Below are 12,416 nucleotides of genomic sequence, written 5' to 3' on the forward strand. Positions count from 1 at the left end.
TCGCTCGCACTTCCCCGGCCGGGTTGATTTGAATGTACCATCCGCAGGCGCAATGGCGCCAATACCGTTCTTGCGCCCGGGCGATGCACAACGGTTATCGGCACTGCCGCGGGGATGCAAAAAAGCCCCCTGCGGCGGGGCGTGCGGAGCCGCAGGGGGAAGTGGGAACTGGATGGGACGGTTGCGAGCATCAGTGACGAATCAGGTAGTCAAACGCGCCGAGCGCGGCGGTCGCGCCGGAGCCCATGGAGATGATAATCTGCTTGTACGGCACATTGGTGCAGTCGCCCGCCGCAAACACGCCCTCGACGCTCGTCTGGCCACGGCTATCGACGACAATCTCACCGAACCTCGTCTTCTCGACGAAATCGCCGAGCCACTCCGTGTTCGGCACGAGGCCAATCTGCACGAACACGCCTTCGAGCTCCAACTGGTGCTCCTCGCCCGTGGCGCGATCGGCGTAGCGAATGCCCGTCACGCGCTCCGTGCCGAGGATCTCCTTCGTCTCCACGTTCGTAAGCACCGTGACGTTGGGCAGACTGAAGAGCCGCTTTTGCAAGATCTCGTCTGCCTTTAGCTGCGGCAAAAACTCGAGCACGGTGACGTGCGACGCGAGCCCGGCGAGATCGATGGCCGCCTCGACGCCAGAGTTGCCGCCGCCGATCACGGCCACGCGCTTGCCCTGGAAGAGCGGGCCGTCGCAGTGCGGGCAGTAGGCCACGCCCTTGGTCTGCAACTCCTTCTCGCCAGGGACGCCCAGGTTGCGCCAGCGCGCACCTGTCGCGATGATGACCGTCTTCGACCTGAGCGTCGCACCGCTTTCGAGATCGACCTCGATGAGATCGCCTTTTCGCAATTGTTTCGCGCGTTGAGATTTGATAATGTCGATATTGTAATGGCGGACATGTTCCTCAAGCTGGGCGGCGAACGTCGGCCCTTCGGTGTATTTCACGCTGATGAAGTTCTCGATGCCGAGCGTGTCGTTCACCTGGCCGCCGAACCGGTCCACCACGATGCCGGTTCGAATGCCCTTGCGGGCCGCGTAAATGGCCGCACTCGCGCCCGCGGGGCCGCCGCCAATCACCAGGACGTCGTACGGATCGCGCGCATTCAGGTCGGAGACGTCCGCTTGGCTGCCGAGCTTCGCGAGAATGTCCTCCACCGACATCCGACCGCTCTCGAAGAACTCCCCGTTGAGATACACCGTCGGCACCGCCATCACGTTCTTCTCTTCGACTTCCGATTTGAACACGGCGCCGTCAATCATGGTGTGCCGAATGTTCGGATTCAGGACACTCATCAGGTTGAGAGCCTGCACGACATCCGGGCAGTTGTGGCAACTTAGGCTGACGTACGTCTCGAATTCGTACGTGCCCTCGAGGCTCTGAATTTGTCGAATGACCGACTCTTCCACCTTGGGCGGCCGACCACTCACGTGGAGCAGCGCCAAAACCAGCGAGGTGAACTCGTGTCCAAGCGGTGCGCCGGCAAACACGATGCCCGTGTCCTCGCCTGGGCGGTTCACGCTGAAGCTCGGGCGCCGCGGAAGATCAGCCTCTTCCACGTGAATCTTGGACGACATCGATTTCAATTCGTTCACGAGCTCCATCATATCGCGGGAGGCGTCGTCGGACCCGGGCGCAACCCGGATCACGACGTCGCCTTCCATGAGCTCGAGGTACTGCTTCAGTTGCTCTCGAATGTCATCGTCGAGCACCATGGTTAGGCCAACACCTCCTCAGATCTTGCCGACGAGATCGAGGCTCGGCTTGAGCGTCTTCTCGCCTTCCTTCCACTTCGCCGGGCAGACCTCACCAGGGTGATTGCGGACGTACTGAGCGGCCTTCACCTTTGGAATCAGCGTCGAGGCGTCGCGGCCAATCCCGTCCGCCGTAATCTCGATAGCCTGGATGACGCCGTCCGGATCGATGAGGAACGTGGCGCGCTCCGCGACTCCCTGATCCTCGATGAGCACGTCGAAGTTGCGGCAAATCTCGTGCGTCGCGTCGCTGATCATCGTGTAGGTGATCTTCTGGATGGACGGCGACACGTCATGCCAAGCCTTGTGCACGAAGTGCGTGTCCGTCGAAACGGAATACACTTCGACGCCGAGCTTCTTCAGCTCGTCATAGTGCTCCTGCAGATCCTCCAACTCCGTCGGGCACACGAACGAAAAGTCCGCCGGGTAGAAGCACAGGATACTCCACTTGCCCAACAGATCTTGATCCGTCACCTCAATAAACTCGCCGTTGCGGAATGCCATGGCCTTGAAAGGTTGAATTTTCTTTCCCACGAGCGACATGGACAATCCTCCTCCTTCGTAAACTAGATGGATAGATGTATGTCCTCCGCCGAAGCGGGATGGACCGAAGTGGGCTCGTCTCGCACGCGTGAGCGCTTTGCAGAATGAGAACGTTGAACTATAATCAACTCGTAACGAGTTGTACTTTAGAATCATTCTCATCTAGGTCGCATTATAAAAAAGCGATGACGGTTGTCAAAGGGGATAGAATCGAGTAAAACCACGGATGAAAGGAGGGGGTGACATGCAGGCGCAGAAGGACGCTGTGCAGCTGTTGAAACATGCCGGCCTGCGCGTGACCCCGCAGCGAGAAGCCATTCTCCAGTTTTTGCTGAACTATAACGGTCATGCGACCGTGGACGATATTTACACGTCGCTCCAGGACCGCTTTCCTAGCATGAGCGTATCCACCGTCTACAATACAGTGAAGCAACTGTCGCAGGTGGGCCTTGTGAAGGAGATTGGCGTTGGCGACGGCGCGAGCCGGTTCGACATCAACGTCGAACCCCACCATCACCTCGTCTGCACGCGCTGCGGCGCGCTGTTCGACTTTTACCTCGAGGAGCCGATTCGCTTGTCCGTTCCGCCAGAGGCCGAGGGATTCGAAGTGGAAGACTACCACGTCGAGGTGCGCGGCGTCTGCCCGCGGTGCAAGAAGCAGCAGGTGTCGTGACAAGTTCATCTCGAGGTTTCTTTCGACACGAAGGGACCAGCTGTCACCTGCCTGGTCCCTTCTCCGTGCCCTTCTGAACCTTCGTCAGTGAACCCGTTTCTCCATGCCAGCCCACAGCATTTCGCGAAGCTTAAACTTCTGAAGCTTGCCCGTCGCTGTTCGAGGCAACTGATCCACGAAGTAGAATGCCTTCGGCACCTTGAAGTGAGCAAGTCGCGCCCGGCAAAACGCCCTTAGCTCCTCTTCCGTCAATACCTCCCCCAGCTTCTTCACGACGAATGCAACGGGAACCTCGCCCCACTGATCGTCCGGCCTCGATACAACCCCAGCCTCAATGACGTCGGGATGCTCATAGAGCACGCCCTCGACCTCCACAGACGACACGTTCTCGCCACCCGAAATGATGATATCCTTCAGCCGATCGACAATTTCGATGTGCCCATCCGGGTGGACAACCGCCAGATCGCCCGTGTGAAACCATCCATCGCGAATGACCTTGGCCGTTTCGTCCGGATTTTTGTAGTAACCATCCATGACGACGTTGCCGCGCGCCACAATTTCGCCTACCTCCTGACCATTCCACGCTACTTCCTGACCGTCCTCGCGCACCACCTTCACTTCTCCGGCAAAGACCATTTCCACTCCTTTCCTCGCCTTGGCCCGCGCGCGAGCGTCACCTTGGAGCCGCTCATGGGCCTGCGTCCACTCGCAATAGGTAATGAACGGAGAGGTTTCCGTCAGACCATAAACGTGCAAAATTTCCATTTGAAGAAATTTTTCCGCCTTCTCGATCACGGCCGCAGGCGGCGGGGAACCCGCCGTGGCCATGCGAGTGCGGCGATTCAGTCGCACGTGCTCCACATCAGGGTGTTGAAGGATCATGTTGAGAACCGTTGGCGCTGCGCACGCGAGGGTCACCCCCTCGTTCACATACAGGCGAAGGATGACCGCCGGATCCACCTTGCGCAGACAGATGTGCGTGCCGCCCACCGCCGTGATGGCCCACACCCCTCCCCAGCCGTTCACATGAAACAGAGGCAGGGTATGCAAGTACACATCATCATGCGCGACGCGAAGATGGAACAAAAAGTCGGCCGCGTTGAGGTAACTGTTGCGGTGCGTGAGGACCACGCCCTTGGGCCGTGAGGTCGTCCCACTCGTGTAATTGATACTGATCGGCTGATCTTCATCAATGTGGGTCTCAATGGGGTCATCCGAAGCGCGCTCAAGCAATGCCTCGTAGTCGCAAGCATCGAGGGGCGAATCGTGGCTTGCAATCTGAATGACGTGGCGCAGTCCTGATCGTCCGCGTAGGATGGGTTCCACCACATGACCCCACTCACTATCGACAATGAGCACCTCGCTCTCGCTGTGATCGAGAATGTAAGCGATTTCTTCCGGCTGGAGGCGAATGTTGATGGGCACAATGATGGCACCCAACTGGCAGATGCCAAAGAAAGCTTCAAGCATGGGATGGGTGTTGGGACACAGCACCGCGACCTTGGAACCTTGGGCCACACCAAGCTCCAGCAGGGCATGGGAGAGCCGGCCGACGCGGCTCGAGAATTCACTGTACGTAAATCTTTTCTCACCATCCACCACAGCGATCTTGTGTGGATAAAGCTTGCGCGCCCGGCGCAGCCAATCGACAGGCGTGAGCGGAACTCTCATAAGCATCCTCCTGGCACGATAGAATACATGATACTCTGACATATGGACTTGAGTGCTCGCAAGGGTGTCGGTAGGACGTCTTCACGAATTCCGGTAAGCACAGATCAATAGTCACGTCACTACACTTGAGCGGGCGGCGACTTCCTTCACCGCCCGTAGCAGCCCACCACGTTACGACCGGATTGCATCTCCCCCGCGCCTGCCGCGCCCTGTATACCACCGCTTGACCGCATACACCACCATGAGCACCGCCACGCTCACCAAGCTCAGCACCAACTGCGAAAGGTCGCCTGGCTGGAACGCCATGGCCACAATCACAGCGGTCATGGCCGCGATGCAGAGGTACGTCAGGAACGGGTACAGCCACATGCGCACTTTGAGTTGCTCGCCCTCCCGCTCCATGCGCCGGCGCATGACGAGCTCCGAACAGGCGATGAGCAGATAGATGAAGAGTCCCACGGCGCCGGACGAGTTCAACAGGAACAGGAACACGTGCTGCGGCGACACGTAATCCATGATGATGGACAGATAACCGACGATGGTGCAGAACAAAATCGCCCGAGCCGGCACGCCACGCCGGTTGGTCCGGAGCAGCGCCTTCGGCGCATTCCCCTGATACGCCAGCGCAAACAGCATGCGCGAAGCGGTGTACAGCCCGGAATTCAAGCAGGACAGAACGGCCGTGATCACGACGACGTTCATCGCGGCCGCCACGCCCGGGATGTGCAGCATGCTGAGCGCGCTGACGTACGGGCTCGCGAGCGCTTTGCTGTCGTTCCAAGGGATCATGGTGACAATCAGGAAGATGGACAGGACGTAGAACACGAGCACGCGCCAGATGACGGAGTTCGTCGCCCGCGCCACCGCCTTGGCAGGCTCCTTCGACTCGGCCGCCGCGATGGTCACAATCTCCGAACCGAAGAACGAAAAGATGAGCGTCGTGACGTCGGCGAACAGCGCTCCTACGCCCTTCGGCGCGAAACCGCCGTGCGAGACAAGGTTGGAGAAGTTCAGGCGAGATCCCGGCCACAAGCCGAGCACAAACAGCCCCGCCAACACGATGAAGACGACGATGGCGGCCACCTTGATAAACGCGAACCAGTACTCGAATTCGCCGTAGGACCGAACGGACAACAGATTCGATAGCGTCAATAGCAGGAGCAGAATGAGAGATAAGACCCAAAGCGGCACGCCTGGAAACAGCCAGTTATGGAGCGTCAGCGCACCCGCTGTCGCCTCCACTGCCACGACAATGACCCAGAAGTACCAGTATAGCCAACCCATGAGAAAACCAGCCCACTCGCCGAGCGCCATCCGGCCGTACTCCGCGAACGACCCGACCGCGGGTCGCGCCGTCGCCATCTCGCCCAGCATGCGCATGATGAGGATGACGAGGAATCCCGCGAGCGCGTACGACACCACCGCCGCCGGTCCGGTGGTCTGGATGACCGCACCGCTGCCGACAAATAGCCCTGCGCCAATCACGCCGCCGAGCGAGATCATCGTCATATGGCGCATGCGAAGCGCCTGGCGAAGAGAGGCGCGCTCAAGGCCCGCCTTGACTTCTCCCTTCGTTGCCATGTGCAATTCCTCCTTACGCCTTGACGAGCGACTTGAGGACGAAACCGACGTTCGCCGGGCGCTCCGCGAGACGGCGCATGAAGTAGCCGTACCAGTCCTCGCCGAACGGCACATAGATGCGGACCTTGTAGCCCTCGCGGGCGAGCGACTCCTGAAGCTGCGGGCGAATCCCGTACAGCATCTGAAACTCCCACTGTTCATCCGGAATCCGAAGTTCCCGCACGCGCTCCTTGGCCCATGCGATGATGTCCTCGTCGTGCGTCGCGATGGCGGTCTTGCCGCCGGATTGCAACTGAAGATCAATGATTCGCTTGTAATTCTCGTCTACATCCCGCTTCTCCGGATAGGCGACGGAGGGCGGTTCCTTGTACGCTCCCTTGACCAGGCGGAGATTCGGCTTGAGCGGCGCAAGCGCGCGGATATCCTCGGCGCTCTTGTACAAATACGCCTGGATCACAGTCCCGATGTGCTTCGTCCCGAACTCCGCGTGCAGTTTGCGATAGATGGCAAGCGTCACCTCGTTGTGCGCATAGTCCTCCATGTCGATTCGGACAAAGCGCCCCGTATCGCGCGCCCGCGCGACGATCTTATACATGTTCTCCATGCACAGGTCTTCATCGATGTCGAGTCCCAGTTGCGTGAGTTTGACCGACAGATAGACGTCGTACGGCAGATCGGCGAATCGCTCGAGCGTGTGCACGCAGAAGTCCGCAGCCTGGCGAGCCTCCTCGGCGCGATCCACAAATTCCCCGAGATGGTCGAGCGTCGCGGCGAGCCCCCGCCGATGCAGTTGCTCCACGGCTCGCACGGCATCCTCCAGGGACTCACCCGGAACAAAGCGTCCCGCCCCGAGCCGGAAGCCGAAGCGGCGCGCCCACCGCTCCGCATGGCGGTTTCGAGACAACCAGAGCAGTGTATCGCGCATGAGTTGTTCCATGCGTATCCCCCTCCTTCATGTTGCAAGCGCTCGCTGTCTGGGCACATGCACAAAGTGTCTAAAAACTTGACAATGAGTTCGTGATGTGTCTCTATTGTAGACACACGAGCTATGAAAGCGCAATATGTTCCAATTGCCACCTCTGGGGGAGATGTGAATGCCGGGCGAGATCGCGCGGACATCCGGACTTCCATCCCATCTTATCCTGCGCGCGCTGCTCGATATCGTGGACGACGCGGTGACCGTGGTGGATCGCGCGGGAACCGTCGTCGCTTGGAACCGAGCGGCCGAGGCGCTGTATGGCGTCCCCGCGGAGGACATCCTCGGGCGACCCATCACCGACTTCTTCTCCATCGAATCCCTCGCCGTGCACAGCGTCCTCGCGACTGGCGCGCACATCGACCATGCGTATCACCGCCCGCGCCCGGACGTGCACGTGCTCATCTCCGCGGCGCCCGTCCGGGACGAAAACGGCGAGATTGCCGGGGCCATCGCGGTCGAGCGAGATATGACTGTCCTCGTCCGCATGGGAGAGGAGAACGCCCGCTATCTGGTCCAGACGCAATGCGACCTGCTGCAGACGCAGACGGTCGAGCGCGCCCTTGAAGCCCTGACCGCCCCAGGCGGGCCGCGGCACGCGCTCGTGGTCGGCGAACTCGGCACGGGAAAACGCACGCTTGCCGAAGCATCTCATCGCCTGCTTCGGCTCGAGGGCCCGTTCCTCGCCGTGCGCGCCGAGCCTCGCGCCGCGGCCTTGATGGACGTGGCGCTCTTTGGGGCGGACGGATCGCTCGTCTTATCGCCTGACGCCCGCCGGGAGGGATGGCTCGAACGCGCTGCCGGCGGCACGCTCCTGCTTCAGGACGTGCACCTCATGCCAAGTGCGGTGCAGGCGAAACTCGCCCGGGCCATCGAGGAGGAGCGATTCCGGCCGCTCGGCGGCCAGCGGGACCTTCCCTTGCGATGCCGGATCCTCGCCACCGCGCCCACAGCGGACGCGATCGATCCGGCCCTTGTGCGCGCGCTCCCGAGGGTCGAACTGCCGCCCATGGCCGAGCGACGAAACGAAAGCCTGCTTTTCTTCCACTTCTGGCTCAAGCGGTGGGCCAAGGAGCGCGGGGTATTGCCGCCGCGCCTGTCGGAGGAGGCGGCTGGATTGATCCAGGCGTATCCGTGGCCTGGCAACCTTGCGGAGATGGCGCAGGCGGCGCGGAGGGCGGTGTCGCTGGCGGAAGGCGAAGTGCGGCCCGAGCACCTGCCGGAAGCGGTGCGGGCCGTGCACCTTAGGCCGGCCCGGCGCCGCGTGCCACTCGCCCATCAATCGAAGGAGCTGGAACGCGCGCGCATCCGCGAGGCGCTCGAGGAGTCCGGGGGAAACAAATCGCGCGCCGCCCAAATCCTCGGCATCTCCCGGGCGGCGCTCTACTACAAGCTGAAGCAACACGGCATGGACGAGATCACGCGATCCCGTCGACCAGCTTCCCGGGGTTGAGCATGTCGGCCGGATCGAGCAGGCGCTTCACGGCCTGCATCAGGGCGAGGGCGTCGCCGTGCTCCTGCTTCTGGTATTTCATCTTGCCGAGCCCGACGCCATGCTCGCCGGTGCACGTGCCACCGACGGACAGGGCGTACTCCACCAGGTGGTGCGAGAGCTCGTAGGCGCGGCCGAGATCGTCCGGGTCGGTCGGGTTGACCATGAGGCTCACGTGGAAGTTGCCGTCGCCGACATGCCCGACGATGCCCCCGCGGATGCCGAGCCGCTCTATCCATGTCTCCGCCACGTCGACCGCCTCGGGCAGCTTCGACATGGGCACGCACACGTCGGTCGAGAGGTGCGCGAGCCCTGGGTACGTGCGCATGAGCGCGTACGCCGCGTTGTGCCGCGCGTGCCAGAGCTTTTGGCGATCCCGCTCGTCCATGACGACGGAGACGCGGGCTGCGCCAGCGTCGCGCAGGATCTCGTCGACCGTCCCCATGTCGGCCTGCACGGCAGCCTGTGAGCCCGACAGCTCAAGGAACAGGGTCGGTGCAGGCGTGTACGACGTGTCGAACTGGCGGTTGATGATCTCGATGTACGGCTTCGTCACGAGCTCGCACCGCGTGAGCTGGAGCCCGCTGCCGATGAGCATGCACACGGCGTCCACGGCGTCGCGAACGGTCGCAAACTCCGCGGAGGCGGCGAGCGTCGCCTCGGGTACGCCGTAGACGCGGAGCCATAGCTTCGTGAACAAGCCTAGTGTGCCTTCCGATCCCACGAAGAGTTCCACGAGGTTGTAACCCGAGCTGGACTTGGCGGCGAGTGTGCCTATCTCCATCACGCGCCCGTCCGCGAGCACCACCTCGAGCTTCCGCACGTTCGCCTTCATGGGACCGTATCGGACCGCCGTCGTGCCGCTCGCGTTGGTCGCCGCCATGCCGCCGAGGGACGCGTTGGCGCCGGGATCGACCGGAAACATGAGGCCGTATGGGCGCAGGGCGTCGTTCAGCTGCTGGCGCGTCACGCCGGGCTGGACACAGACGAGGAAGTCGTCCGGCCGGATCTCGAGGATGCGGTTCATGCGCGAAAAATCGACCGAGATGCCGCCGCGCACCGGAATGGCCTGGCCCTCGAGGCCCGATCCGGCCCCGTACGCGACGAGCGGCACGCCGTGCGCGTGCGAGAACCGCGCCAGGGCAACGACATCCGATGTCTCCTCGGGAAAGGCAACGGCATCCGGCAGGTGTTCCGGGTGATACGATTCGTCCTTCGCGTGCGCTCGGCGAACACTTTCGCCAAAGCTGAGCTTGTCACCGAGTTCTTCTTTCAGCGTGTCCCACGGGATGGTCATGGTCCCGGCCTCCATTTCTGTCGCAGGCCTGCGCGCACGGCGCCTGTCCCAGGGGCTTACGCGCCGCGCAAATGTCGTATAGGATGAAAAGGGATACATGTCGGCCTGTTCTGATTCTAAAGCGAGGTGACCCCGTATGTCGACCGCGTACGCGCCTTCGCCCGACGCGGCAAAGCCGAAGGCCCCGCTCCGAGCGCTTGTCTCCATCGCCCTCGCGTGGGCCTTTGACGCCATGGACTTTTCCCTGCTCACGTTCGTCATTCTGGACATCATGAAGGACTACCACGTCGCGCTCACGCTCGCAGCTTCCGTCTCGTCAGCGACCACATTCGCTCGGCTCGGCGGCGGATTTCTGGGAGGACTCCTGAGCGATGCGAAAGGGCGCAAGACCAGCCTGATCTTCTCCATCTTCTGGTTCAGCGTGTTCGAGTGTCTAACGGGCTTCTCGCTCGGCTTCACGCTGCTCATGATTGTGCGGATCCTCTACGGCCTCGGGATGGGATCCATGTATGCGAGCGGCACGCCGATGCTGATGGAGATGATCCCGTCTCGCTGGCGCGGCTTCGCCTCGGGCCTTCTGCAGTCCGGTTTTTCGTTTGGCTACATTTTCGCGGCCATCATCTATCGCCTCGGATACGGCCATCTCGGCTGGCACGCGCTCTTTTTCATCGCGTGCATTCCCGCCGTGATCGTCGGCATCTTCATCGCGGTGGCCTTGCCGGAGTCGGACCGCTGGCGCGAGGCGCGGACGAACGAACGGCGGGGCATCCCGGTGGGCGAGTTGTTTGTCCGCGGCCGCGCATGGAACACCGTGCACGCGGCCATTGTGGCCATCATCGCGTTCAGCGTCACGTATCCCATCAACACGTTTTACGCAACGCTCCTCAAGCAGACCGGGCATTTTTCACCCACCGTCGTGGCGAATACCATCATCATCCTGAACGTCGCAGGGATTTTGGGCAACATCCTCGGGGGCCTGGTGTCGGATTGGATAGGGCGCAAGTGGACGCTGATTCTGTCCGCCATCGGCACGGCGCTGACGTCCGTCGTGTTTTTGCACATCCAGAGCGCGGGCTACCGGGACGTCTTCACGTTCCTCATCGGCCTGTTCTCCATCGGCGGCGTGTGGTCGGTCATCCCGGCCTATTTGGCTGAACACTTCCCCACCGCGGTGCGGTCCACGGGGCAGGGCACGACGTACCACATCGGCGCAGCGCTTGGCGGCGCGGTGGTGCCGCTCATCGTGTCGTCCATCGCGCCTTCCGTCGGTGGTCTCGCGCACGCCATGACGGACTCGGTGGCCATTGCATCGATCCTGGTGATTGTGGTGGCGCTCCTGTGGCGAGAGTCGAAAGGAGAGGCGCTGGAATAAGCGAGGGCCGCGTCGGCGGCCCTCACCGTTTCCACGCCCGCAAATGGCGCTCCAACCAATGCCACACGTCCTGATACACCTCGGCGCGATTCGTCTCGTTGAGGACCTCATGCCGCGCGCCGGGATACAGTTTGACCGTCACGTCGCGCACCCCGGCTGCCGTGAGCGCCTTTGCGAGCCGCTCGACGCCCTTGCCCATCTTCCCCACCGGATCGCGCGAGCCGGCGACGATGAGCACCGGCAGGTCGCTCGGGATGCGGCGGAGATTCTCGACGCGCTGCAACTCCCGCACGCCGCCGAAATAATCGATAAAGAAGCCGCAGGTGTGCATCTGTCCACAGCGCGGGTCCGCGATGTAGGCGTCGACCACCGCCTCGTCGCGCGACAGCCAGTCGAGCGGCGTGCGGTTGGGCTGAAACGGCTTGTTGAAGTTGCCAAACGTCATCTTGTACAGCCGCTCGCTCGGCGATCTTGTCCCCAGCCGCGCCGCCTCCCGCCGCGCGAGATACAGCCCCACAGCCAGTTCCACGCGGCTGACGAAGCCGGCGCCTGACAGCACGGCACCTCGGAGCCTCGCGCCGTGCTGCTCCATGTAGGCGAGTGAAAGCCAGGAGCCCATGCTGTGGCCCAACAGGACAATGGGCACGTGCGGATGCTCCGCCTCGATGCGCGACGTGACCCGCGCCATGTCGTCCATGACGCGCTGAAACCCGTCGTGATCGCCAAAATGGCCGAGCAGCCCCATGGCCTGGCCCGTCTGCCCATGCCCGCGGTGATCGTGCCCGTAGACGGCGCACCCCCGCGAGGCCAGAAATTGCGCGAAGTCGCTGTATCGCTCGATGTGTTCGGCCATGCCATGCGCGATTTGCACGCAGGCGCGCGGTGATCCTCGATGTTCAGGCGCCCACGTGCGGCCGTAAATCTGCACGCCGTCTGGCGCATCGAGCGTCCATGCCTCCACCATCGCCGCACCCCCTCGTTGCCGTCTTGGTTCGACGCGGAGGTTGCGTTTCCTGCCATTTCGTCCACGCGACGGCGGCGCCAGCCCGGAA

At 62.2% G+C, this 12,416-nt stretch carries 10 protein-coding genes; 3 read left to right on the top strand and 7 right to left on the bottom strand.

The features are described 5' to 3' along the window. Window positions 1-190 precede the first annotated feature (190 nt). Both ahpF and ahpC read right to left on the bottom strand, forming a co-directional pair. On the bottom strand, window positions 191-1,720 hold the full coding sequence (ahpF, locus tag TC41_RS12990; protein WP_014465534.1) for an alkyl hydroperoxide reductase subunit F: 1,530 nt from the start codon (window positions 1,718-1,720) through the stop codon (window positions 191-193). Window positions 1,721-1,738: 18 nt separating this feature from the next. After that, window positions 1,739-2,302 carry an alkyl hydroperoxide reductase subunit C gene (gene ahpC, locus TC41_RS12995; protein ID WP_014465535.1) on the bottom strand — a complete coding sequence of 188 codons (564 nt, stop codon included), beginning with the start codon at window positions 2,300-2,302 and terminating at the stop codon, window positions 1,739-1,741. 244 nt (window positions 2,303-2,546) lie between these two features. Between ahpC and TC41_RS13000 the strand changes: the two genes are divergently transcribed. After that, a complete protein-coding gene (locus tag TC41_RS13000; RefSeq protein ID WP_014465536.1) occupies window positions 2,547-2,975 on the top strand; it encodes a Fur family transcriptional regulator in 429 nt (142 codons plus the stop codon). An 84-nt stretch (window positions 2,976-3,059) separates the two neighbouring features. On the opposite strand, the gene TC41_RS13005 is transcribed toward TC41_RS13000, so the two are convergent. From TC41_RS13005 to TC41_RS13015, 3 genes are all read right to left on the bottom strand, one after another. After that, complete coding sequence (locus TC41_RS13005; RefSeq protein WP_041695462.1) at window positions 3,060-4,646, bottom strand: long-chain-fatty-acid--CoA ligase; 1,587 nt, start codon at window positions 4,644-4,646, stop codon at window positions 3,060-3,062. Window positions 4,647-4,817: 171 nt separating this feature from the next. After that, window positions 4,818-6,227, bottom strand: a complete 1,410-nt coding sequence (locus tag TC41_RS13010) for an amino acid permease (protein ID WP_014465539.1) — start codon at window positions 6,225-6,227, stop codon at window positions 4,818-4,820. Between the two features lie 13 nt (window positions 6,228-6,240). Then, window positions 6,241-7,164 (bottom strand): proline dehydrogenase family protein, encoded by a 924-nt coding sequence (locus TC41_RS13015; protein WP_014465540.1) that lies wholly within the window; start codon window positions 7,162-7,164, stop codon window positions 6,241-6,243. A gap of 157 nt (window positions 7,165-7,321) precedes the next feature. Between TC41_RS13015 and TC41_RS13020 the strand changes: the two genes are divergently transcribed. After that, window positions 7,322-8,656: a sigma-54-dependent Fis family transcriptional regulator gene (locus TC41_RS13020; RefSeq protein WP_014465541.1), complete on the top strand. Its 1,335-nt coding sequence runs from the start codon at window positions 7,322-7,324 to the stop codon at window positions 8,654-8,656. Here the strand turns inward: TC41_RS13020 and TC41_RS13025 are convergent. Next, entirely contained in the window at window positions 8,622-9,992 is a 1,371-nt protein-coding gene (locus tag TC41_RS13025) for an FAD-binding oxidoreductase (protein ID WP_041695463.1), read from the bottom strand. The two genes, TC41_RS13020 and TC41_RS13025, sit on opposite strands and share 35 nt — an antisense overlap. A gap of 136 nt (window positions 9,993-10,128) precedes the next feature. On the opposite strand from TC41_RS13025, the gene TC41_RS13030 reads away from it, so the two are divergent. Further along, window positions 10,129-11,364, top strand: a complete 1,236-nt coding sequence (locus TC41_RS13030) for an MFS transporter (RefSeq protein ID WP_014465543.1) — start codon at window positions 10,129-10,131, stop codon at window positions 11,362-11,364. A gap of 22 nt (window positions 11,365-11,386) precedes the next feature. Here TC41_RS13030 and TC41_RS13035 read toward each other — a convergent pair whose 3' ends face one another. Then, window positions 11,387-12,328: an alpha/beta hydrolase gene (locus TC41_RS13035; RefSeq protein WP_014465544.1), complete on the bottom strand. Its 942-nt coding sequence runs from the start codon at window positions 12,326-12,328 to the stop codon at window positions 11,387-11,389. Window positions 12,329-12,416 lie beyond the last annotated feature (88 nt).

This window comes from Alicyclobacillus acidocaldarius subsp. acidocaldarius Tc-4-1 (assembly GCF_000219875.1).
Classification (GTDB): Bacteria; Bacillota; Bacilli; order Alicyclobacillales; family Alicyclobacillaceae; genus Alicyclobacillus; species Alicyclobacillus acidocaldarius_A.